The 21921-nt window shown below is 57.4% G+C and carries 22 protein-coding genes; 10 read left to right on the top strand and 12 right to left on the bottom strand.

Annotation, left to right across the window (positions count from 1 at the left end):
- Nucleotides 1-30: 30 nt before the first annotated feature.
- Complete coding sequence (locus ACR0AU_RS03985; protein WP_170563490.1) at nucleotides 31-1212, top strand: cytochrome P450; 1182 nt, start codon at nucleotides 31-33, stop codon at nucleotides 1210-1212.
- 106 nt (nucleotides 1213-1318) lie between these two features.
- On the opposite strand, the gene ACR0AU_RS03990 is transcribed toward ACR0AU_RS03985, so the two are convergent.
- On the bottom strand, nucleotides 1319-1792 hold the full coding sequence (locus ACR0AU_RS03990; protein WP_480795295.1) for an Lrp/AsnC family transcriptional regulator: 474 nt from the start codon (nucleotides 1790-1792) through the stop codon (nucleotides 1319-1321).
- A gap of 245 nt (nucleotides 1793-2037) precedes the next feature.
- Here ACR0AU_RS03990 and ACR0AU_RS03995 point away from each other — a divergent pair, with 245 nt between their 5' ends.
- The 6 genes from ACR0AU_RS03995 (at nucleotide 2038) to infC (ending at nucleotide 6883) form a co-directional block, all read left to right on the top strand.
- Nucleotides 2038-2352, top strand: a complete 315-nt coding sequence (locus ACR0AU_RS03995; protein WP_480795296.1) for a DUF2849 domain-containing protein — start codon at nucleotides 2038-2040, stop codon at nucleotides 2350-2352.
- 65 nt (nucleotides 2353-2417) lie between these two features.
- The gene (locus ACR0AU_RS04000) at nucleotides 2418-4082 is read left to right on the top strand and encodes a nitrite/sulfite reductase (protein ID WP_480795297.1); all 1665 of its coding nucleotides are present in this window, start codon (nucleotides 2418-2420) and stop codon (nucleotides 4080-4082) included.
- Nucleotides 4072-4833 (top strand): phosphoadenylyl-sulfate reductase, encoded by a 762-nt coding sequence (locus ACR0AU_RS04005; RefSeq protein ID WP_170595766.1) that lies wholly within the window; start codon nucleotides 4072-4074, stop codon nucleotides 4831-4833. The genes ACR0AU_RS04000 and ACR0AU_RS04005 overlap by 11 nt, the downstream gene beginning before the upstream one ends.
- On the top strand, nucleotides 4830-5237 hold the full coding sequence (locus ACR0AU_RS04010) for a DUF934 domain-containing protein (RefSeq protein WP_170393227.1): 408 nt from the start codon (nucleotides 4830-4832) through the stop codon (nucleotides 5235-5237). The genes ACR0AU_RS04005 and ACR0AU_RS04010 overlap by 4 nt, the downstream gene beginning before the upstream one ends.
- Before the next feature lie 105 nt (nucleotides 5238-5342).
- Nucleotides 5343-6176, top strand: coding sequence for a ferredoxin--NADP reductase (locus tag ACR0AU_RS04015; protein WP_170645977.1), 834 nt, complete (start codon nucleotides 5343-5345; stop codon nucleotides 6174-6176).
- Between the two features lie 245 nt (nucleotides 6177-6421).
- On the top strand, nucleotides 6422-6883 hold the full coding sequence (gene infC / locus ACR0AU_RS04020) for a translation initiation factor IF-3 (protein WP_238528775.1): 462 nt from the start codon (nucleotides 6422-6424) through the stop codon (nucleotides 6881-6883).
- Between the two features lie 74 nt (nucleotides 6884-6957).
- Here infC and ACR0AU_RS04025 read toward each other — a convergent pair whose 3' ends face one another.
- A complete protein-coding gene (locus ACR0AU_RS04025; RefSeq protein WP_170732058.1) occupies nucleotides 6958-8274 on the bottom strand; it encodes an aspartate aminotransferase family protein in 1317 nt (438 codons plus the stop codon).
- Nucleotides 8271-9023 carry a beta-keto acid cleavage family enzyme gene (locus ACR0AU_RS04030; protein WP_480795298.1) on the bottom strand — a complete coding sequence of 251 codons (753 nt, stop codon included), beginning with the start codon at nucleotides 9021-9023 and terminating at the stop codon, nucleotides 8271-8273. Before ACR0AU_RS04030 ends, ACR0AU_RS04025 begins: the two co-directional genes overlap by 4 nt.
- Before the next feature lie 110 nt (nucleotides 9024-9133).
- On the opposite strand from ACR0AU_RS04030, the gene ACR0AU_RS04035 reads away from it, so the two are divergent.
- Nucleotides 9134-10033: a MurR/RpiR family transcriptional regulator gene (locus ACR0AU_RS04035; protein WP_480795299.1), complete on the top strand. Its 900-nt coding sequence runs from the start codon at nucleotides 9134-9136 to the stop codon at nucleotides 10031-10033.
- Between the two features lie 47 nt (nucleotides 10034-10080).
- Here the strand turns inward: ACR0AU_RS04035 and ACR0AU_RS04040 are convergent, their stop codons facing one another.
- The 5 genes from ACR0AU_RS04040 to ACR0AU_RS04060 form a co-directional block, all read right to left on the bottom strand.
- Complete coding sequence (locus ACR0AU_RS04040) at nucleotides 10081-10872, bottom strand: FAD binding domain-containing protein (RefSeq protein WP_170510198.1); 792 nt, start codon at nucleotides 10870-10872, stop codon at nucleotides 10081-10083.
- Between the two features lie 95 nt (nucleotides 10873-10967).
- Nucleotides 10968-13328: a xanthine dehydrogenase family protein molybdopterin-binding subunit gene (locus ACR0AU_RS04045; protein WP_480795300.1), complete on the bottom strand. Its 2361-nt coding sequence runs from the start codon at nucleotides 13326-13328 to the stop codon at nucleotides 10968-10970.
- 51 nt (nucleotides 13329-13379) lie between these two features.
- Nucleotides 13380-13865: a (2Fe-2S)-binding protein gene (locus ACR0AU_RS04050; RefSeq protein WP_170393234.1), complete on the bottom strand. Its 486-nt coding sequence runs from the start codon at nucleotides 13863-13865 to the stop codon at nucleotides 13380-13382.
- 156 nt (nucleotides 13866-14021) lie between these two features.
- Nucleotides 14022-15023 carry a molybdopterin-binding protein gene (locus tag ACR0AU_RS04055; RefSeq protein WP_170732051.1) on the bottom strand — a complete coding sequence of 334 codons (1002 nt, stop codon included), beginning with the start codon at nucleotides 15021-15023 and terminating at the stop codon, nucleotides 14022-14024.
- Nucleotides 15020-15988, bottom strand: a complete 969-nt coding sequence (locus tag ACR0AU_RS04060; RefSeq protein WP_170732049.1) for an XdhC family protein — start codon at nucleotides 15986-15988, stop codon at nucleotides 15020-15022. The genes ACR0AU_RS04055 and ACR0AU_RS04060 overlap by 4 nt, the downstream gene beginning before the upstream one ends.
- 206 nt (nucleotides 15989-16194) lie before the next feature.
- Between ACR0AU_RS04060 and ACR0AU_RS04065 the strand changes: the two genes are divergently transcribed.
- Entirely contained in the window at nucleotides 16195-16695 is a 501-nt protein-coding gene (locus tag ACR0AU_RS04065; protein ID WP_170393237.1) for a hypothetical protein, read from the top strand.
- 3 nt (nucleotides 16696-16698) lie between these two features.
- Here ACR0AU_RS04065 and ACR0AU_RS04070 read toward each other — a convergent pair whose 3' ends face one another.
- Together ACR0AU_RS04070 and ACR0AU_RS04075 are read right to left on the bottom strand one after the other, a co-directional pair.
- Complete coding sequence (locus ACR0AU_RS04070; protein ID WP_480795301.1) at nucleotides 16699-17955, bottom strand: vWA domain-containing protein; 1257 nt, start codon at nucleotides 17953-17955, stop codon at nucleotides 16699-16701.
- A 34-nt stretch (nucleotides 17956-17989) separates the two neighbouring features.
- Complete coding sequence (locus tag ACR0AU_RS04075) at nucleotides 17990-18898, bottom strand: AAA family ATPase (protein WP_170732046.1); 909 nt, start codon at nucleotides 18896-18898, stop codon at nucleotides 17990-17992.
- A gap of 146 nt (nucleotides 18899-19044) precedes the next feature.
- Between ACR0AU_RS04075 and pyrC the strand changes: the two genes are divergently transcribed.
- Entirely contained in the window at nucleotides 19045-20082 is a 1038-nt protein-coding gene (gene pyrC / locus ACR0AU_RS04080; protein WP_480795302.1) for a dihydroorotase, read from the top strand.
- Here the strand turns inward: pyrC and ACR0AU_RS04085 are convergent.
- Both ACR0AU_RS04085 and ACR0AU_RS04090 read right to left on the bottom strand, forming a co-directional pair.
- Nucleotides 20079-21374 (bottom strand): MmgE/PrpD family protein, encoded by a 1296-nt coding sequence (locus ACR0AU_RS04085; RefSeq protein WP_480795303.1) that lies wholly within the window; start codon nucleotides 21372-21374, stop codon nucleotides 20079-20081. The two genes, pyrC and ACR0AU_RS04085, sit on opposite strands and share 4 nt — an antisense overlap.
- 38 nt (nucleotides 21375-21412) lie before the next feature.
- Nucleotides 21413-21856, bottom strand: a complete 444-nt coding sequence (locus tag ACR0AU_RS04090) for a type II toxin-antitoxin system RatA family toxin (protein WP_170510230.1) — start codon at nucleotides 21854-21856, stop codon at nucleotides 21413-21415.
- Nucleotides 21857-21921 lie beyond the last annotated feature (65 nt).

The following is a 21921-nucleotide window of genomic DNA, read 5'->3' on the forward strand; positions in this document are numbered from 1 at the left end:
TCAGCAGCCGCCATGGCAAGTCTGCACCGCATGAAGACGCTGACCCAATCCCCGACCGACCCGGCATTCGTGCAAAACCCATACCCCTTTTATGACAGCGCACGTCAGTCGGGCGATCTGTTCTACTGGAAAGACTACGGCCTTGTCGCGGCTGTCTCGCACAAAGCGGTGCAAATTCTGCTGCGCGATCGGCGCTTCGGGCGTGAAATCCCGGCGGAACTTGCAAAACCCGGCCCAGACCATCTTGCACCCTGGCTAGAAGTCGAATCCCATTCGATGTTAGAGCTTGAACCCCCGCGTCATACTCGATTGCGTTCTCTGGTACTGCGGGCGTTTACCTCTCGCGCGATCACGGCGCTTGAGGGGTCCACTGAACAGTTGTGCCACGATTTGATCAAGCAGTTCCCCGCTGGCCCCTTCGATCTGCTGGAGGCCTATTGCACCCAGGTCCCCGTGATCACGATCTGCCGTCTGCTTGGTGTGCCGGAAGACATGGCACCGCAACTGTTGCAGTGGTCGCACGCCATGGTGGCCATGTATCAGGCAAACCGGACGCGCCAGACCGAAGACGAAGCCGTCCGTGCCACACAAGCCTTTACCACCTATCTCGAAGAATACATCGAAAAACGCCGCACTGACCCGCGTGACGATCTGATCACCCGGTTGATCGCGGCAGAGGAAGATGGTGAAAAACTCTCGCGCGACGAACTGATCACGACCTGCATTTTGTTGCTGAACGCCGGTCACGAAGCCACCGTGCACGCCATCGGCAATGGCGTGAAGACTATGTTGACGACGGGTACACAGCAGTATGTCCTGACGCCCGGCACCATCGACGGCGCAGTCGAGGAAATCCTGCGTTTCGATCCACCACTGCACATGTTCAGACGCTATGCCTATGAAGATATTGAACTCTTCGGTCACCGCTTTGCGCGTGGTGACGAAGTTGCCTTGCTTCTGGGCGCAGCCAATCGCGACCCTGCTGCTTGGTCCCAATCCGATACATTCGACCCGATGCGAGATGTAAGCGCCAATACTAGCTTTGGTGGTGGCCTTCACTTCTGTGTGGGCGCTCCGCTGGCCCGGCTTGAGATGCGGATCGCCCTGCCCATCCTGTTCCAGCAATGCCCAAAGCTAAAGCTGACGGCAGAGCCGCAATATTCGGACAGCTACCATTTCCACGGGCTGACCAAACTCATGGTAACGGTCTGACTTAATATCCTGTCAAGAAACCCGGATCCGTGCTTCATCTGGCCATAAATATCTCGGGGGAGTCGCCTTCGGGCGGCGGGGGCGGCGCCCCCATTCACGCTTCATCCTATCCGACAGACTTCAGTGGTAGCATGGTGGTCGATTTGATCTCTTCCATCGAAAGCAAGGCTGTTACGTTGTGCACTCGCACCTCTGAAATCAACGCCTGATAAAACGCATCATACGCACGCGCGTTCTTGACGCGCACTTTCAGAATGTAATCAATGTCTCCCGCCAAACGGTGCGCTTCCTGAACCTCTGGACGATCGCGCAACGCTTTCAGGAACTTCTGCTGCCACTCCGCTTCATGTTCCGACGTACGGATCAGCACAAAGAATGTGGCCTCAAAGCCCAACGCTTCGGCATCCAGCAATACGGTCTGCTGGCCAATGACCCCTACCCCCTTCAGCTTGCGAATGCGATTCCAAACCGGCGTCTTGGAGCTCCCTACACGGGCTGCGATTTCGTCAAGCGACTGGCTGGCATCCCGTTGCAGCTCGGCTAGAATTTTCCGATCCGTGTCGTCTATTCGCACCGACATTCCAATTTCCCTTCCAATTCAGAACAAACCTTCTTTCACTCGCCGCATATAGAACATTTGTTCTTATTTCTTCGCGCATATGGCGATTTGTCGGGAATATTTCCTATATTGGCACACAAGTCAATTCAGTCACGAGATGATCCGATGCAGGTCAAACAAACAAATAGGCGCATTCACAAACCCGGCGTCGCCCGAGTTGCGCAATACCCGCACAAAGTCTCGGTTTTCAATAAGGAGCTTGCCTGATGGCCCGCGCTTTTACCCCCAAAGTCGTCACCGCCAACGACTTGCTGGAAGGTGATGTGATTTACCAGACCGAAGATGACCGGTGGTCGCGCGAGTTGTCCGATGCCGAACTGATCACGGACGAAGCTCACGCGCAGGTTCGTCTGCTGGATGCCGCGCGTCAGGCCAACAAGATCGTCGGCGCCTATCTTGCCGACGCGGTGGCCGGAGAAAAGGGCCCCGAACCCACCCACTTTCGGGAGGATTTCCGCCGGACTGGTCCGTCCAACTATGCCCACGGCAAACAGGAAACCTCCCCGCAGCCTCGGGCCTGATCTCAGGCCATTCTCTCTCCCCTTCAAGGCCCCGGGTCCGGGGCTGCAACTAAGGACAGCTAAACATGTATCGCTACTCCGAGTTCGACACAGCATTTTTGACAGAACGCAACGCGCAGTTCCGTGCGCAGGTTGAGCGTCGCATTGACGGTTCGCTGACTGAAGACGAATTCAAGCCACTGCGCCTGATGAATGGTCTGTATCTGCAATTGCACGCTTATATGCTGCGGGTCGCTATTCCATATGGCACGCTGTCCAGTGCTCAGATGCGTCAGCTCGCTTTGCTGGCCGAGAAATGGGACAAAGGTTACGGCCATTTTACCACCCGTCAGAACATTCAGTACAACTGGCCGAAGCTGAACGACGTGCCGGATATGCTGGACGCACTGGCCGAGGTTGGCATGCACGCCATCCAGACCTCGGGTAACACCATCCGCAACGTGACCGCCGATCATTTCGCCGGTGCCGCCGCGGATGAGGTCGCTGATCCGCGCCCCTATGCCGAACTGCTGCGTCAGTGGTCAACCGACCACCCTGAATTCCAGTTCATGCCGCGCAAATTCAAGATCGCCATCACCGGCAGCGAGAATGACCGCGCCGTGATCAAGGCGCATGACATCGGTCTGCAACTGGTCGAGCGTGATGGTGTTCTGGGTGCCCGCGTCATCGTTGGCGGTGGTCTGGGCCGTACGCCCATGATCGGCAAAGAGCTATCGGAATTCGTCGCCTTTGACGACCTGCTGGCCTATCTTGAGGCCACCGTTTCCGTGTGGAACCAGATCGGCCGTCGCGACAACAAGTACAAGGCGCGCATCAAGATCACCGTGCACGAGCATGGCATCGACGCCATCCGTGCCAAAGTGAACGAGCGATTCCTGAAGGTTCGCCCGCAATTCAAAGGCGCGGATATGAGCCTGCTGGACAAAATCAAAGGCCACTTTGCGCCTCCAGCCTTCCGTGATGGTTCGGTTGCCTCGTTCGAGAGTGCCTACACCAACGATCCGGTCTTCCGTTCGTGGGTCGACACCAACATCGCGCCGCACAAGAACGCGGACCACGCGATCGTCACGATCTCGATCAAGAAGCACGGCCAGACGCCGGGCGATGCGACTGCCGAGCAGATGCGCGTAATGGCTGATCTGGCCGAAGAGTTTGCCTATGACGAACTGCGTATCAGCCACGAGCAGAACGTAATCCTGCCGCATGTCCACAAATCCGACCTGCCCGCGATCCACGCGACGCTGAAAGAATACGAGTTGGCGACCGCCAACATCGGCTTGATCAGCGACATTATCGCTTGCCCCGGTATGGATTACTGCGCACTGGCGACGGCACGTTCGATCCCCGTGGCGCAGGAAATCGCGACCCGGTTCGAAGACCTGAAACTGGAGCATGATATCGGCCACCTGAAGATCAAGATCTCGGGCTGCATCAACGCCTGTGGTCACCACCATGTGGGTCACATCGGCATTCTTGGCCTCGACCGCGCTGGCGTCGAAAACTACCAGATCACTCTGGGTGGTGACGGTACCGAATCCGCCGCCATAGGTGATCGTACTGGCCCGGGCTTCGCCTATGACGAGATTGTTCCGGCGGTCGAGCGCATCGTCGACACGTATCTGGAGCAGCGCGACAGCGCCGAAGAGACCTTCTTGCAGACCTATCGCCGCGTTGGCATGGCACCGTTCAAAGCGGCGCTTTACCCCGAGGCACAGGCCAATGCCGCTTGACCTGATCCAAACGGAACTGGGGGCTGACCGCGCCGAACTGACCGAAAAGGTCGAGGCGCTGAACGCCCGCTTCCGCCACCACAGTGCCCATGATGTGATGCATGGCGCATTGGACGAGATCGAGGAGCTTGCTCTGGTCTCCAGCTTTGGCGCGGAATCGGTGGTGTTGCTGCATATGGCTGCAGTGGTCGACAAGATGACCCCAGTGCTGTTCGTGGACACCCAGATGCTGTTTGCCGAAACGCTGGAATACCAGCAGGAGGTCAGCGAGCGTCTGGGCCTGCGCAATGTGCAGATCATCCGCGCCGAGGATGAAGATGTTCAGCGCGACGATCCTTATGGCGCGTTGCGTCTGCGTGACACCGATGCCTGCTGTAATCTGCGCAAGACCTTCCCGCTGCAGAAAGCTCTGACCGGGTATTGTGGCTGGATCACCGGGCGCAAACGGTTTCAGTCCGGCACCCGTGCCGCGCTGGACTTTTTCGAGGTCGAGGACGGAACCGGCCGGATCAAGGTCAACCCCTTGGCCCACTGGGCGCCCAACGATGTGCGCGCCTATATGGAAGAAAACAACCTGCCCCGGCATCCGCTGGTGGCCAAAGGATACCCCTCGATCGGCTGTGCGCCCTGCACTTCGCCGGTCAAAGAAGGCGAAGACCCCCGCGCCGGGCGCTGGCGCGATCAGAACAAGGAAGAATGCGGCATCCATTTTGTTGATGGAAAAATGGTGCGCATCGGAGAGAAAACATGAACGTAATCGTAAACGACGAGGGCTTTGCCCCCGATGATTGGACCGATGGCTATGTCACGCTGGACGATGCAGCGAATGACGTGGTTGCACTGGATATCGCCTCGGACACTGACCCCGATGAACTGTTTGACCGGCTGGGCAGCGCCCAGATGGTGCGCGTGGACTTTCCATCCTCAGCGGATGGGCGCGGCTTTACGATCGCGCGCGTTCTGCGTCTGAAAGGTTATACAGGTCGCCTGCGGGCAAAAGGCCATGTTCTTGCAGACCAATACGCCATGGCGCGTCGTAGCGGCTTTGACGAAGTCGAAATTGATGACACCTTGGCGAACCGGCAGCCCGAAGATCAGTGGTTGGCCCGGGCCAATTGGCAGGACAACAACTACCAGGCCCGCCTGCGCGGCTAACCCGCCATCGCCAACCTGTGATACGAAAGGGGCAATCTGCCCCTTTTCCTGACTTGGATCAAAGATTAAACGGAGATACCGGTTTAGCAGACCGGCAGTGAAATGATGACAGAGATGAAATCCGTGAGTGAAGCAACCGCCGTTAAGGCCCCCGTCCTGCCCGACGCCCAGACTGTGACCGAGGTCAAACATTGGACCGACCGCCTGTTCTCTTTCAAGGTGTCGCGCCCTGCATCGCTTCGTTTCCGCTCGGGTGAGTTCGTGATGATCGGCCTGCTGGGCGACAACGGCAAACCGCTGCTGCGCGCCTATTCCATCGCCTCGCCTTCATGGGATGAGGAACTGGAATTCTACTCGATCAAAGTGCAGGATGGCCCGCTGACCTCAAAGCTGCAGCACATCCAGCCTGGTGATCAGATCATCCTTCGGCCTAAACCCGTTGGCACACTGGTGCATGACGCATTGCTGCCCGGCAAGCGCATCTGGTTCTTCGCCACCGGCACAGGCTTTGCGCCCTTCGCGTCGCTGCTGCGTGAACCGCAGACCTATGAGGATTATGACGAGGTTATCATCACCCATACCTGCCGCGACGTAGCTGAACTGGATTACGGACGCGAGTTGATCGAGAGCGTCAAACAGGACGAGTTGCTGGCCGAACTGATTGGTGAAGGTTTCGCCGACAAGATTCGCTATTATCCCACCACCACGCGGGAAGAGAGCCCAAAGATGGGCCGTATAACCGAGCTGTTAAAAGACGGCACCGTATTTGCCGATCTGGGCATCGAAGGTGGTATCAAGCCAGATACTGATCGCGCGATGGTTTGTGGCAGCCTTGCCTTCAACCATGACATCAAAGCAATTCTGGAAGAGTTCGGCTTGCGAGAAGGTGCAAATTCCGAACCCAAGGAATTCGTGATTGAAAAGGCATTTGTGGGCTAATGGGGTTTGCCGGTGGAGTTATCGACACCCTAAACCGGCAAAAACTCACGAAATTCATGGAAAATTCATGCGGCTTGCAATTTATGCCGCTTGAAACACCTCTCAGCCCGGTCTAAATTCCGGGCTCGAAATTCTGCAATCATCAAAGGAATGAAACCATAGCCCGCAGACCTCACAACGCGCCGCCACAGCGAGATACCGGCCCGCGCGTCAATGACAAGATCCGTGCTCCCGAAATTCGCCTGATTGGCGCCGAAGGTGAAAATGTCGGGGTGGTTCATCCCGCAAAGGCCATGCAGATGGCCGCCGATGTCGGCCTCGATCTGGTTGAGATTTCGCCCAACGCGAACCCGCCGGTCTGCAAAATCATGGATTTCGGCAAGTTCAAGTACGAACAGCAGAAACGCGAAAGCGAAGCCCGCAAGAAGCAAAAGATCATTGAGGTGAAAGAGGTCAAGTTCCGGCCCAACACCGACACGCATGACTATGACGTCAAGATGCGCAACGTGTTCAAGTTTCTTGAGAACGGCGACAAGGTCAAAGTCACCCTGCGTTTCCGGGGCCGCGAGATGGCGCACCAGAACCTGGGGCGTGAGCTGCTGGAACGTGTGGCCGAAGACGTCAAGGATCTGGGCAAGATCGAGAACATGCCCAAGATGGAAGGCCGTCAGATGATCATGATGATTGGCCCGCTGCCACAGAAGTAGGTTTTCTTTTGTAGAATGACAAAAGCCCCTCCGAAATCGGAGGGGCTTCTTTGTTTTCTGGCTTCTCGCCTAAATCAGATCACCGAGGATATCGCCCGATCCAGCTTGTCTACAAGCTCGACCAGTTGGTCATCTTCGATGATAAAGGGCGGTGCTAGGAGGATATGATCTCCGTTGCGTCCATCACGCGTTCCCGACATCGGGTAACAGATCAATCCCTCGGCCATCGCTGCCTTCTTGATTTTGCCCGCCACGCCACGCGACGGATCAAACGGGGTTTTCGTATCCCGATCCTCGACCAACTCAATTCCTCGGAATAAGCCGCGGCCCCGTATGTCCCCGACATTCGGGTGTTGGCCAAACTTGTTTTCCAACATGCTCTGCAATTTGCCCCCCATTACGCCGGCCCGCGCTGGCAGGTCACGAGAAGTAAGTTCCTGTACAACGGCAAGCGCAGCCGCAGTCGCAACCGGATGACCGATATAGGTGTGGCCATGCTGGAAGAAGCCCGATCCATCCCGGATCGCATCATAGATTCGACCCGAACACAGCATCGCTCCGATAGGCTGATACCCTGCCCCCAACCCTTTGGCGATACAAAGAATATCTGGCGCGACATCGTCATGATCACAGGCAAACAAATGCCCGGTACGACCCATGCCGCACATTACTTCGTCGAGGATCAGAAGAACGCCGTGTTGATCGCAAATTTCACGGATTCGCTTGTAGTACCCCTCGACTGCCGGAACAGCCCCAAGCGTCGCACCAACCACCGGCTCTGCCATGAAAGCCATGACCGTTTCAGGCCCAAGGCGCAGGATTTCTGCCTCCAGCTCATTCGCAACGCGCTGACCATATTCAAAACTGCTCTCATCCTCAGGCTTTTCGGCGTACTCATAGCAAGGAGCGATATGAGTCATCTCGATCAGCATCGGTGCAAACTGCGCCCGCCGCCATTCATTGCCACCCGCCGAAAGTGCCCCCAAAGTGTTGCCGTGATAGCTTTGCCGACGCGCGATCACATGGCGGCGTTCTGGCTGACCGGTTTCAAGATAATACTGCCGCGCCAGTTTGATAGCAGCCTCGGTCGCCTCTGACCCGCCCGAGACAAAGTAGACCCGGTCCAGATCGCCGGGGGCGTGTTCAATCAGCAGATCAGCCAGTGCCTCTGCCGGTTCCGAGGTCATAAAGCCGGTATGCGCAAACGCAATCTGCGCCACCTGATCCTGCACCGCTTTGACCACAGCGGCGTTGGAATGGCCGAGGCATGAAACGGCAGCATCCCCGCAATCCAAATAACGACGGCCGGTTGAATCGATCAGATAACAGCCGTCACCACCAGCGGCCTCAGGCAGTTCCGACTTGGTGTGACGTGGAAATACGTGACTCATGTCGAAGTCCTTTTCAGAAGATTAATGAGCGCCGCGACTGATGCAGCATTGTCTGCCCAAGCCTGGCCATTCGGACCTGCAAGGCTGTTTTCGAAACCCACGCGCACATCGCCACCCAACTGCGCGGCCTTTTGCAGGCACGCATGCTCCTGCCCTCCAAAGGCACAGACCATCCATGGATCAGCGCTGTGCGGAAACACATCCAGATCATTCGGACTCGATTCCTGCGCCGTGGCATAGCGACCAAGGACAAGCAGACGGTCGACCTGATCCGATTTTACCACCCCTTTAGCCTGCCAATGCGTCAGTAACTCGACGTCAGCGACATCATAGAGGATATGCTGAACACGAGTCCCTTGTTCCGCGCATAGTGCGTAGACCTTTGGCGCAAGTTCGGGCGACCGTGCAATCTCGCGCACCGAAATCGAAGCCCAGTCCGGGCGCACATCTTGCAAACAAGCAAGTTGTGCTTGAACGCTGAAAACGCCAGCAGCTTCTGTCGTAATCTGGATGTCCATGTCAGGGGCCGCAGCACGCAGTTCAGCAATGGTTTCACAATACAAACCCGCATCAAGCGAATGCTGACCCGCCTGATCACGAACATGCAGGTGCAGGCCTTGCGCACCTGCCCGATTGCAGGTCTTCGCAGCTTTGACGATTTCGTCCGTTGTGATCGGCAGCGCAGGATGATCCCCATGCCCCCGCCGCGCCCCGTTCGGAGCCACCAACACATATGGCCTTCTCGTCATCCTCAAACCAGTCCCAGACATTCCGTCACCTGTTTTTTACGATCCCGAATTAAACACCTCGCTCACGTTTTCAATTTGCATTCTTCATAACATTTGTTTTTTCTTACCAAATGCAACACACCTCATCCCAACTGACCGAGCAGCTTCGGCACGAAATCGACACCCTGCCTCAGCAAATGCAAGCCACAGCGAAATACATCATCGACCACCCTGGCGATTTCGGGCTCGACCCGGTTCGGCTTACCGCCGAAAAGATCGGTGTCAGTTCAAACGTTTTGGTGCGGTTGGCACAACGCATGGGATTCGACAGTTTTGAGTCGTTCAGACGACCCTTTCGCCAAACCCTTGTCACAGACCGAGAAGATCGGCTGGGTCAGGGCTGGCTGGATCGCATGAAATCGGGGGGCCAATTCAGCGCCGCGCAAGCTGGGTTTGCGCAAAACGAACTGAACGTCGTAGCCCGCTCCTTGCGACTGGCCGATCCTGATTTGATGCAACAGGTCACGGAGTACATGATTGCAGCTAATCGCTGTTTCATAACCGCGACCCGGGCTAGCTATGCTTTGGCCTATTATCTCCACTATGCGGGTCGGATGGCACACCCAGGATTTCAGCTTATCCCGCGACATATGGGATCAGCCATCGATGATTTGCTCGAGGCCGATGAAGCGGACTGCCTTTTCGCTATTACCGTTCACCCCTATTCCTCTGACACCATACAATCCATGCGTTTTGCGCGTAAACGCGGAATGCGCATCGCGTTATTGTCGGATAGCGACGTCATCGCCCCTGGTGTTGACCCTGACATCGTGCTGCCTGTCAGTACCCGCGCGCAACATCACTTTTCCAGCTTCTCCGGAGCGATGGTAGTGCTTGAATGCCTGCTGGGTCATCTCTTTGCCGCAGGGGGGTCAGCCGCGCGTGACCGCGTGGAACGCTATCAGACGGCCCGAGAAGACACCGGCGCCTACTGGCGCCCCGCCAAGCCCCCAAGAGTTCGGAAAGAATAAAGAGCCCCGGCTTTCACAGAGGCTCTCAACGCTGATCAACAATCAGATCAGCTGCAAGCTTCGACAGCCCGTTTCGTCATAACAGTGACCAGATGCGCCCGGTACGTTTTGCTGCCGTGCAGATCACCAATCATGTTCATCGGATTAATGTGCAGCCCCATCAAAGCGTCCGCGCGGAACTCTTTGTTCAGGGCCTCCTCAGCCTCTGCCCAGCGGAAAACTCCGTCCTCGCTTGCGCCGGTTACTGCAACCCGAACGCCATTGGCGAACCGAGCGAGATAAACCCCGACCAACGCAAACCGAGACGCGGGCTGCAAAAACTTCTGATAACTCGCCGCCTGAGGCACAGGGAAACGCACCGAAGTGATAATCTCGCCCTCTTCCAGAGCTGTCGTGAACATGCCCTGAAAGAAGTCATCCGCCGCTATCTGGCGATTATTGGTGACAATGGTCGCGCCTGAACCCAGCACTCCCGCCGGATAACAGGCCGCTGGATCATTGTTGGCAATCGAACCGCCAATAGTGCCACGATTACGCACCGCAGGATCACCGATCTGGCCGGCCAGCGCTGCCAGCGCCGGATAGTTACCAGCAGCTTCAGCGGCCACATTTGCGTGGGTTGTCGCACCGCCTATCGCTACCGAGCCATCATCCTCGACGCAGACCCCTTTCATTTCAGCGATTCCATTGACCGAAACCAGCTTGGATGGCGCGGCCAACCGCTGCTTCATTGTGGGGATCAGGGTTTGCCCACCCCCCAATGCCTGTGCATCCTCAACTCCCAACGCAGTAACCGCGTCAGCGATGGTCGAGGGTTTCTCAAACTCGAAATTGTACATTTCGTTCTTCCTTTCCGAAAAGCGCGGATCCGCCCTTCATCTGGCTATAAATATCTCGGGGAGCGCGAGGGGCTGGCCCCTCGCACCCGAACCTCTCAACCATGCATTGCTGTCCAAACACGCGACGGGCTCATCGGCATGTCAATGTGATCAACAGCCTTTCCACCCGAGTTCAGCGCATCCAGAACCGCGTTGACTACCGCAGGCGGCGAGCCAATCGCACCAGCTTCACCGCAGCCCTTCACACCCAACGGGTTGTGCGTACACGGCGTCTGGCTGGAATGGTCGACCGCATAGAACGGCAGATCATCGGCGCGTGGCATCGCGTAATCCATGAAGGATGCGCTCAGCAACTGGCCATTCTCGTCATAGGCGCAGTTTTCCAACAAAGCCTGACCGATACCCTGACCGATGCCGCCATGTACCTGACCATCCACAATCATCGGGTTAACGATGTTGCCAAAGTCATCCGCAGCGGTGAAGGCTTCGATGGTCACCTGTCCAGTCTCGGGATCCACCTCAACCTCGCAGGCATATGCCCCCGCTGGGAAGGTGAAGTTGGCCGGGTCATAAAATGCGGTCTCCTCCAGCCCCGGCTCAACCTCCAATGGGAAGTTGTGCGGTACATAGGCTGTCAGAGTCACATCACCCCAGGCCACCGACTTGTCAGTGCCCGCGACGCTGAACTGACCGTCCTTCAGCTCGATATCGACCTCGGACGCCTCGAGCAGGTGTGCCGCGATCTTCTTGGCCTTGTCGATCACCTTTTCGGTCGCCTTAACCATGGCCGAACCACAGACCGCCAGCGAGCGTGAGCCATAAGTGCCCATGCCGAACGGGATCTTCGAGGTGTCGCCATGCACAATCTCGACCATCGACTCGTCGATGCCGATCATGTCGGCCACAACCTGCGGGAAAGCAGTCTCATGCCCCTGCCCGTGGCTATGTGCACCAACCATGACACTGATGGAACCGGTGGCGTTTACCCGCACCGTGGCAGCATCATAAAGACCCGCCCGGGCCCCCAGCATGCCGACGATGTTCGAGGGCGCGATGCCGCAGGCCTCGATATAGCAATTGACGCCTAGACCACGCAGCTTGCCATTGGCCTCGCTTTCCGCCCGCCGCGCGGCAAAGCCAGCCAAATCAGCAGCAGCCTCAAGCTTATCCATCGTCCCGTTGTAATCCCCGGTGTCGTAGGTCAGCGCCACCGGTGTGTCATACGGAAACTGGGTGATGAAATTCTGGCGACGCAGGGCGATCGGATCGACACCCAGTTCACGCGCTGCCTTGTCGATGACGCGCTCCAACTGATAGGTTGCCTCTGGCCGACCCGCACCGCGATAAGCGTCCACCGGCACTGTGTTGGTGAACATTGCCTTCACATTCACCTGAATGACCGGCGTTTTGTAGTTGCCCGCCATCAGAGTGCCATGCAGCCAAGTCGGAACCGAGCTTGAGAAGGTCGACAGATACGCGCCCAGATTGGCGTAGGTGTTAGTGCGAAGGCCTGTGAAGTTATTGTCCGCGTCCAAAGCGAGCTCAATCGTGCTGACGTGGTCGCGGCCCTGCGCATCCGACATAAACGCCTCGGACCGGCTGGCGGTCCATTTGACCGGGCGGTTGCAGGCCTTGGCAGCGAATGTACAGAACGCCTCTTCCGCGTAGTGGAAAATCTTCGTGCCAAATCCACCACCAACATCAGGCGCTACGACACGCACTTTGTGTTCAGGCAAGCCCAGAACAAATGCGCACATCAGCAAGCGGATCACATGCGGGTTCTGTGAAGTGGTGTAGAGCGTGTACTCATCCGTACCCCGGCTGTACTCGGCCACCGCAACGCGCGGCTCCATCGGGTTTGCGACCAGACGGTTATTGATCAGGTCCAGAGTGGTGACATGGGCCGCGTTGGCAAAAACCTCATTGACCTTGTCATTGTCTTCTTCGCCTAGATGCCAGTCATAGCAGATGTTGTTCTTCAGATCCTCATGGATAAGCGTAGCGCCATCCTGCGCTGCGGCTTTCATATCCAGCACGGCAGGGAGCTCTTCGATATCCACTTCAATCGCTTCCGCCGCATCGCGGGCGAGTTCAAGGCTGTCTGCGACAACGGCAGCGATGGGATCGCCTACATGTCGGACCTTGCCTTGCGCCAGAATGGGATGCGGTGGTTCCTGCATCGGGGCGCCATGACGGTCGGTTACTTCCCAGCCGCAGGGCATTCCGCCCACGCCTTCAAAGTCCTTGCCGGTGAACACCTTCACAACCCCCGGCATACCCTCGGCGGCAGATGTGTCAATGTTGGTGATCCGGCCATGCGCGATGTCGGACCGTAGGAAATGCACATAGGCCTGGCCATGTACGTTGATGTCGTCGGTGTAATTGCCTGCTCCGGTCAGAAAGCGTACGTCCTCGCGCCGCTTGGAACTGGCTCCGATGCCACTGTCTTTGGGCATTGCTTGTTCTCCTCCGTGGAAAAGAATTTTCGTCGAAAATTCTTAACCGCCTCACTCGGCGGCGATGCTGGAAACGTCTTGACCCGATGCGGCCATGATTGCCTTGACGATGTTGTGGTAACCTGTGCACCGGCATAGGTTACCCTCAAGGTATTTACGAATTTCGCCTTCGGTCGGGCGCGGGTTATCCTTGAGCAGCGCTGCAGCGCTCATCACCATGCCCGGAGTGCAAAACCCACATTGCAGCCCGTGATGATCCTGAAAGGCCTGTTGGATCACGTTCAGCGTGCCATCTTCGGCCGCCTGCCCCTCGATCGTGCCCACATCCGCGCCGTCTGCTTCCAGCGCCAGCATGTTGCAGGATTTGACCGCCTCACCATTCACGTGCACCACGCACGCGCCACATTGAGCCGTGTCGCAGCCAATATGTGTGCCTGTCAAATTCAGGTGGTCGCGTAGAAATCCGGATAATAGAGTCCGCCCTTCAACATCACCGCTGACGGCAACGCCGTTCACGGTCATTGAGACCTTGGTCATAAGATCCTCCCCTTTTTTTGGCTTATTTGCTAAGCCAGAGTTAAACACGGTAAATTTCGTTTGAGAACAAAAATATTTGCCTGATTTTTCCGCAGTTTCGCTGATCAGCCTTCTAACAATGATGCGTCTACCAAACAGGGCAAAATTGCCGTTGCGTCATTTACTCTTGGCAGCGCGGGGCTGTGGCCGCGTCGGGATTTCTTTTAGCAGCCCACCGACACCCATCCCTGCGATGTCCGCGCCCGTCGTTTCGATTCCGCAAGCAACGCGGGACAAGACCCAATCCGCCCCGTTCAATGCTGGTGAGCGCGCGCATCCGGGCAAACCGATGATGGGGCGCTCGCCGGAAGATCCCAAAAACAACAGGTTCCCCGGATCGACCGGCATTCCAAACCGGTCGACGATACCCCCCGCCGCCCGCACAGAAGCAGGCGCCACATCATCTTTATCCGACGTGGCCGATCCGGTCAGGATCATGACGATCTCACCCCGAATGGTCGAAATCGATGCTGTTAAGTCGCCCATCCGATGCGGCACCACCTGAACATCTGACAGATTCATACCCAAAGCCTCAACCCGGCTACGAATAGCAGCGATACCTTTTTCATTAGATGGCCCGCCAGCAATGTCGGTAACGATGAGACCCGCGTTTTCGTATTTGGGCACCGATAACCGAATAGCGTCCTGCGCATGACGGGCCGCACTCTCAACGTCGGATCGAGGTACGGCATAAGAAATCACCTTGATCGTCGCGACCATGCCGCCAGCCGCCATCTGCTGATATTGCGGCACCGTCGCAACAGTGATCATCGGATTGACCTGATTGAACTTTTGCAAGGCATCGGTAGCCAGCACCGCGACGCCTGGTCCATTTGCTAAAAGGTTGACCCGGCCTGTAAAGGCTTCGGTGACACGCAGATTTGCCTGTGTGGGACTTGGTGCAAGCGCTTCTGCCAGCAGCGCTGCGGCTTCGTCCTCATGGCAATCACCTTGCTCCAGTCTGGCGACTGTGACCTCGGTCAGACCGGCTTGGTGCAACTCGGCTATGTGCTCGGACGAAAGCGTTATACCTTTCCTAAGCTTGCGGTTTCCCGCTTTGACGGAATGGGCCAATATCGCGCCGTCGGCGTCGGAAACGGGTACCGGACCAAACTTCACGCTCTGCCTCGCAGAACCGCAGTCATTTGCGCCAGAATCGCAACGGCTATCTCAGACGGTCCAGCCGCCCCGATATCAAGCCCAACGGGTCCGTGGATCAGTGAAATCTGGTCCTCGTTGAACCCGGCCTGCTTCATCCGCTCCACGCGTTTGGCATGTGTGCGCTTAGATCCGAGTGCGCCGATGTAGAACACATCGGCCGCCAAACCGGCCTGAAGCGCGGGGTCATCAAGTTTGGGGTCGTGGGTCAGCAACACAAGCGCCGTGCGCGAGTCGAGACCCAGCTTTGACACAGCCTCATCCGGCCAATCCGTCAGGATGGTTTCTCCGGGAAAACGTGCGTCCGATGCGAAGGCCTCGCGCGGATCTATAATCGCCGGGTCATAGCCCGCGATCCGGGCCATCGGCACCAGAGCTTGGGCGATGTGCACCGCTCCCACCACTATCAACCGTAGCGGTGGGTTGTGGACAGCGACAAAGGTTTGCCCATCCTCTTCGAACCCGGACCTGTCCATACGCAAGCGTTCGGAATAGGCATTACGGCGCAACGCGCGCTGGCCCGTCTCGACATTGACTTCATAGGCCAAGGGTTCGCGCCGCGCCCGTGCCGCGACCAGTTCGGCCAGCATTGGTTCGGGCAGGACCTTGCCGACCGGTTCAACCAAAACCCTGATCGTACCGCCGCAGGCCAGACCGACGGCAAACGCATCCTCGTCGCTTACACCGAACTCTAGCAGCCTTGCCTCGCCTTCCTCTATGGCTTCCAGCGCTTCGACGATCACGGCACCTTCGACGCAACCACCAGAAACCGAGCCTTCGATCCGACCATCGCCCGCAATGACCAACTGCGCGCCTACACGGCGCGGCGCGCTGCCCCAGGTCTCAACCACAGTGGCCAAAGCCGCGCCCTTCCCGGCGCGATACCATTTTAGTGCGGTTTCCGGGCTGCTATCGAATCGTTCCATTTAGACCTCCGGCCGTGCTTGGGTTCAACATAGTCAGCTTTGGAGCAATGAAAAGCGCTCAGCGGGTCGATCTTGTGGCGCTAACAAGCCGATTTTGAACTCACATTCACAAATTGTTGAATGTTGGAAGGCGTCATTCTAGCCTGCATGCGATTCCGGGGCCTATTCGGGATCGTCCCAACATATTTCATAGCGGAGACAAACAGTTGAAACGCATTCTTACACTCGGAGCAGCGATCGGCCTGTTGACTGCCAGCACCGGCTGGGCTGACACATTTCTGAAATACGGTGAGGTCGAAGGCTGGAAGGTTTTCATTGATCAGGACAAGAAATCCTGCCTGATCGAAGCGGTTGATGACGCTGAAAATGTCGTACAGATGGGCCTGACCGAAGATCGCGGCGTTGGCTATGTGGGCGTCTTCACCAAAGCCGAGACCAACATCAAGAAAGGCGAGAAAGAGGCTGTTGCCATCCTTATCGGCGACAATATTTATGTCGGAGAAGCCACCGGTATGAAGGGGAACATCACCAAGGGCTATTCGGGCGGGTATGTTCTGTCAGACGACCCTCAGTTCGCAGATGATCTTGCCAAGAAGAAGGTGATGGTCGTTTTCCCGGAGAAAGAGTTCGCCTTCACCGTTGACCTGACTGGCACTTACAAAGCCATGGAGATGGCACGGAAGTGCAATGAAGAGCAGCTTTCGTAACAGCTAGTCTGAAAGCGCGGACATCAGCCGCGCTTTCTGCCCCTGATCATCTGGTTGTGAAATCACGGCGGCCAGATCTTCCAGCGACGCAATCGAATGCCCGGCGCGGAAGCTGTCGACATGTGGAAGCATTGTCGCCACACCCTGAGCTTTCGGTGCAAACCCGTCCCAGCGCAGCAATGGGTTCAGCCAAATCAGACGCCGCGACGACAGTTGCAGGCGCTCGATTTCCTTTTCCAGCATCTCGGGATCGCCCCGCTCTAACCCGTCGGTGATCAACAACACGACCGCCCCCTGCCCCATGACGCGCCGCGACCAGTCGCGATTGAACTGATGCAGGCATTCTCCGATCCGGGTTCCGCCTTCCCAGTCCTGTGCCTCGGCCCCAGCAGCGGCCAGCGCTGCATCGACATCACGTTGATGCAGATGGCGGGTGATGTTGGTCAGGCGTGTGCCAAACGTGAATGCGTGCACTTTGGCCCAACCTGCGCCTTTGGCATTCGAAACCGCGTGTAGAAAGTGCAGAATGATCCGACTGTATTGGCTCATCGACCCGGAGATATCGCACAACGCAACCAAATTTGGCCAGCGAGGTTTGGGTTGCAAGTGCGCGATATCGCGTAGTTCGCCACCCTGCCGCATCGCTGACCTAAGTGTCCGAGCGCGATCAATACGGTGACCGAGGTGACTGGCCAGACCTCGGCGAGACTCAATGGGTTTGACCGGTAAGTTCAGGCGCGACAGCATGCGTTTGGCCTGGGCGATCTCGGATGTACTCATCTGTTCGAAATCGAGGTTGCGCAAGCGTTCTTCGGATGACGCGGTTTGGGTTGCGTCGATCTCGATCTCGCTTTCCTCTTGTTGCTCGGTTGATTCTGGCAAGTCGCGTTCGACGCCATCCAACAACGCCTCAGCCGCGCGCTTTTCAGCCGCATCCGCTTTGCGCTCCTCCTGAACACCGCGAATGGCGGGCAGCATCATGGACATCATATGTTCTAGATACCGCGGATCGCGCCAATAGAGGCGGAAGACTTGCGCAAAAACCGTTCGATGTTCCGGCCGGTTCACGAAACAGGCATTCAGCGTCCAGTAGAAATCTCGTTTCTCGGTAAACCCCGCGGCCTGCACCGCGCGGATCGCGTCAACCACGCGCCCAGTTCCTATCGGCAGTCCGGCCTTGCGCAAGGCGCGCGCAAAATGGGTGATGTTCTGGGCCAACTTGGGGTTGTCCGGTATATCCAGTGGGAGTTGTTCGGCCATCAAAACTCCGAAATATTTGCGAGCGAATTGAGCCTCATGCCGGTTCGAGGTCGGCCTTGGCCTGATCCAGAATGCGTTTTGCCTCGGACCCCTGCAACTTTTGGATGTCGTCCTGGTATTTCAGGATGGCACCCAACGTATCGCCAATCACCTCGGGGCTGAGATTGATGACGTCCAGCGCAAGAAGGCACTTGGCCCAATCGATGGTCTCAGCCACCCCGGGTTTCTTGAACAGGTCTTCGGTGCGCAGACGCTGAACAAATGCCACAACCTCACGGCTCAGCGCTTCGGCCGCTTCGGGGGCACGGGCGTGCAGGATTTCGATTTCACGAGCAAAATCAGGGTAATCAACCCAGTGATACAGGCAGCGGCGTTTCAGCGCGTCGTGCACTTCGCGCGTGCGGTTTGAGGTGACGATCACGATTGGTGGTTCGGGTGCTTTGACGGTACCAAGTTCGGGGATCGTGACCTGAAAGTCGCTGAGGGCTTCCAGCAGGAACGCCTCAAAAGGTTCGTCGGTTCGATCCAACTCGTCGATCAACAATACAGGTGCCCCAAAGGCATCAGGGCGCATGGCCTGCAGCAAGGGACGCTCAATCAGATAGTCATCCGAGAACAGCTCGGTCTGTAACACGCCTCGGTCCGCCCCGCCTGATGCTTCGGCGGTTCGGATCGCCACCATTTGGGCGGGAAAATTCCATTCATAAACGGCGGAAGAGGCATCAAGACCTTCGTAACACTGCAACCGGATCAAGCGACGCCCCAATCCCGCGGCCAGCGCTTTGGCAATTTCGGTTTTGCCAACGCCCGCCTCACCTTCCAGAAACAGAGGCCGACCAAGCTTCAGCGAAAGAAACACAACCGTCGCCAAAGCCCGGCCACAGACATAGCCCTCAGAGCCCAAAAGGTCCTGCACGGCATCGATGGAGTTTGGCTGTGTCATGTGTTCCCCTTTTTCCTGCGCCCCAACAGGTCATGACCACAACCAGAGGTCAAGACCACCATCCGTCAGAGACTTACGACGATCTGCCTCACCGGCAAGGGCAACAGGGTCTTTCACCACCCAAGCGGCTGTGCTAGCCGGGGGCCATGACCCATTCCCTGACGATCCGCCGCCCCGATGACTGGCATCTGCATCTGCGCGATGGCGCGATGCTGCAAGCCGTCCTGCCTGAAACCGCGCGCCATTTTGCCCGTGCCATCATCATGCCCAATCTGGTTCCGCCCGTTGTGAAGGGTGACGACGCGGCAGCTTATCGGGACCGCATCCTCGCTGCTCTGCCTGAGGATATGACGTTTGAGCCGCTGATGACGCTCTACCTGACCGAAGACACGGACCCGGCAGATGTAGCCGCCGCGCATGCAAGCGGGCTGGTCAAGGCAGTCAAACTGTACCCGGCTGGGGCAACAACCAACTCGTCTTCTGGCGTTCGCGATTTCGACAAGGTACGCCCGGTGCTGGAGAAGATGGCCGAGATCGGTCTGCCGCTGTGTGTGCACGGCGAAGTCACGGATGCCGAGATCGATATCTTCGATCGTGAGGCGGTGTTCATCGACCGCGTTCTTGATCCGATTCGCAAAGCAACACCCGGACTGCGCGTGGTGATGGAGCACATCACGACGTCAAACGGCGTGGATTACGTCAAGGCGAACGAGAAAGATCTGGGTGCGACGATTACAACGCATCATCTGATCATCAACCGCAACCACATTCTGGTGGGCGGCATCAAGCCGCATTACTACTGCTTGCCGGTCGCCAAGCGCGAAGAGCATCGGCTGGCGCTGCTGACCGCCGCGACATCAGGCGATACGCGTTTCTTCTTGGGCACAGACAGCGCGCCGCACACGGATGCAAACAAGGAAATGGCCTGTGGCTGCGCCGGCTGTTTCACTGCAACTAATACAATGTCACTGCTGGCCGAAATGTTCGAGCGCGCAGATGCGTTGGACAAGCTAGAGGCGTTCGCGTCACTCAACGGCCCGGCCTTCTATCGCCTGCCAGTGAACGAAGAGACCATCACGCTGACCAAAGGCGATGAGGTCGTCTATCCGGCCAAAATCGAAAGCGGCGACGGCCCGGTGACCGTATTCGATCCGGGCTTTCCACTGCATTGGCGCGTCGCTTAATCAGTTAGCCTTTCAGCCAAATCCGCTGCGCGCCCACCGGTGCGTAGCATTGACCAGATGGCGTCTGCCTCATCCCCACTGATCAGCTTCGCCGCTTTCTCCCTGACGCGATCTTCGCGATCCGATAGAGACATCGGAGCCAGCAGATCATGGCTGGCCTCGCGGCGCGCGCCGTCCCGGCGTAACAGGGACAGATGGGCTTGTGTCTCGGATAGACTCTCATCCGCCTCGACCTTGATCCGGTCCCTTAAGGATTGCAGTCTTGGATCAGCACAAATCTTGTCGGAATAGCTCCCTGGCAGAGCTGTATCGTAGCCCATTGCCTGCATTGCGATCACGGTACGATAGGAAAACTTCGCTCCTAACCCACTGGTCGGCTGCAGTTGATTGCACACGCTCATCCAGCGGGGGTGGGTTTTGATCTTGATCTCGGCCACCTCAGGCTCGGCGATGTCGAGATCGCGCGCAGCCTCAAGCGCCGCGTGCAGGCCATGGCAGCAAGCGTGGAATTTGTGGCTGATGCTTTCGAACAGCCACTCGTCCCCCAAACCATCAAGCGCAGCAGCTAAATCGTCAGCCCCCAAATGTGTCGCCCCAAACCCAAACGGGCCTTCCAATGCGTCAGCACCGGGTTGAAAACCGTTGCGGATCAACTGGGCGGCCTCAACACCGTTCGAGGCCGCAAGTCCAGCGTTATAAGGTTTACCCATGGTCCCGAACTGTGATTTCTGCCCTGAGGCCCGGGTCGCGGTTAGCCCCAACAGATCACGCATCTGCTTTGCATCAAATGCCATAATCCGACCCGCAGCCACCGCAGCCCCAAACGCGCCAGCCGTGGCTGTTTGGTGAAAACCAGCCTGATAATGACCACGACCAAGCCACAAACCGATGCGGATCGATAACTCCATTCCCACTAGCGCTGCCTCAAGCAGATCGACCAGAGGTCGGTCTTCCCACGCAGTAAGAGCAAGGGCTGCAGGAAAAACAGCAACCGATGGATGACCGATATGAGCGAAATGCGTGTCGTCATAATCAAGCGCATGAGAAATGGTACCATTCACCAGCGCCGCTGCGCGTAGCGGCGCATCACCGCCTCCGAACAAACGCGCCTGTGCGGCACCGCTCTCGGAAAGAACCATCTGACGTATGATGCGGGAAACCGGCTCATCTGCGCCTGCCCGCCCCACAGCAAGCCAGTCCAACGCGGATAGAGATGTCACGATACGAGCCTGCGCCGTGGTCGACACAGAACCAGCAGCAAACTCGGCAAGGGCAGTTGTCAAATCGGTCATGTGGCGCAGTCTAGCGCGCGCCGCTCGGGCGTAAAGCCTCAGCCGTACAGGACGGCAGCACGTTGTTCGAATGCTCGGACGATACGGTGCATGGCTTCGTTGAAAACCACGCCAATGATTCCTTGCAGAACCGCGTTCTTGAATTCGAAATCAACGTGGAACGAGACGTTGCAGCCATCAACTGTATCCTCGAACTCCCAATCCGAGCGCATGTATTTGAACGGTCCGTCCAGATACTCGGTATCGATCCGTTTCAGCTCATCAAACAGCGTGACGCGGCTGCCGAAGCGTTCGCGGAACACCTTGAATGAAATAACCAAATCCGCTTCCATCACCTTGCCATCGCCCGCGGCATAGGTCCGACGGATGCGGGCCGCAGCGCACCAAGGCAAAAATTCAGGGTATTTCGCCACATCCGCGACCAGATCATACATCTGCTGAGCGGTGTAAGGCAGCGGGCGGGTCTCGGAATGGGTTGGCATGATATCCGGGATTAACTGGTGACAATGGCGCGTGATTTCGTATGTTGCGCGCCAAAGATCAAGGG

It is taken from the genome of Ruegeria sp. CG1 (assembly GCF_056537265.1).

Coding starts and splice junctions, on each gene's coding strand:
- ACR0AU_RS03985 (WP_170563490.1), top strand. CDS start 31: ATGAAGACGCTGACCCAATCCCCGACCGACCCGGCATTCGTGCAAAAC.
- ACR0AU_RS03990 (WP_480795295.1), bottom strand. CDS start 1,792: ATGTCGGTGCGAATAGACGACACGGATCGGAAAATTCTAGCCGAGCTG.
- ACR0AU_RS03995 (WP_480795296.1), top strand. CDS start 2,038: ATGGCCCGCGCTTTTACCCCCAAAGTCGTCACCGCCAACGACTTGCTG.
- ACR0AU_RS04000 (WP_480795297.1), top strand. CDS start 2,418: ATGTATCGCTACTCCGAGTTCGACACAGCATTTTTGACAGAACGCAAC.
- ACR0AU_RS04005 (WP_170595766.1), top strand. CDS start 4,072: ATGCCGCTTGACCTGATCCAAACGGAACTGGGGGCTGACCGCGCCGAA.
- ACR0AU_RS04010 (WP_170393227.1), top strand. CDS start 4,830: ATGAACGTAATCGTAAACGACGAGGGCTTTGCCCCCGATGATTGGACC.
- ACR0AU_RS04015 (WP_170645977.1), top strand. CDS start 5,343: ATGACAGAGATGAAATCCGTGAGTGAAGCAACCGCCGTTAAGGCCCCC.
- ACR0AU_RS04025 (WP_170732058.1), bottom strand. CDS start 8,274: ATGAGTCACGTATTTCCACGTCACACCAAGTCGGAACTGCCTGAGGCC.
- ACR0AU_RS04030 (WP_480795298.1), bottom strand. CDS start 9,023: ATGACGAGAAGGCCATATGTGTTGGTGGCTCCGAACGGGGCGCGGCGG.
- ACR0AU_RS04035 (WP_480795299.1), top strand. CDS start 9,134: ATGCAACACACCTCATCCCAACTGACCGAGCAGCTTCGGCACGAAATC.
- ACR0AU_RS04040 (WP_170510198.1), bottom strand. CDS start 10,872: ATGTACAATTTCGAGTTTGAGAAACCCTCGACCATCGCTGACGCGGTT.
- ACR0AU_RS04045 (WP_480795300.1), bottom strand. CDS start 13,328: ATGCCCAAAGACAGTGGCATCGGAGCCAGTTCCAAGCGGCGCGAGGAC.
- ACR0AU_RS04050 (WP_170393234.1), bottom strand. CDS start 13,865: ATGACCAAGGTCTCAATGACCGTGAACGGCGTTGCCGTCAGCGGTGAT.
- ACR0AU_RS04060 (WP_170732049.1), bottom strand. CDS start 15,988: ATGGAACGATTCGATAGCAGCCCGGAAACCGCACTAAAATGGTATCGC.
- ACR0AU_RS04070 (WP_480795301.1), bottom strand. CDS start 17,955: ATGGCCGAACAACTCCCACTGGATATACCGGACAACCCCAAGTTGGCC.
- ACR0AU_RS04075 (WP_170732046.1), bottom strand. CDS start 18,898: ATGACACAGCCAAACTCCATCGATGCCGTGCAGGACCTTTTGGGCTCT.
- pyrC (WP_480795302.1), top strand. CDS start 19,045: ATGACCCATTCCCTGACGATCCGCCGCCCCGATGACTGGCATCTGCAT.
- ACR0AU_RS04085 (WP_480795303.1), bottom strand. CDS start 21,374: ATGACCGATTTGACAACTGCCCTTGCCGAGTTTGCTGCTGGTTCTGTG.
- ACR0AU_RS04090 (WP_170510230.1), bottom strand. CDS start 21,856: ATGCCAACCCATTCCGAGACCCGCCCGCTGCCTTACACCGCTCAGCAG.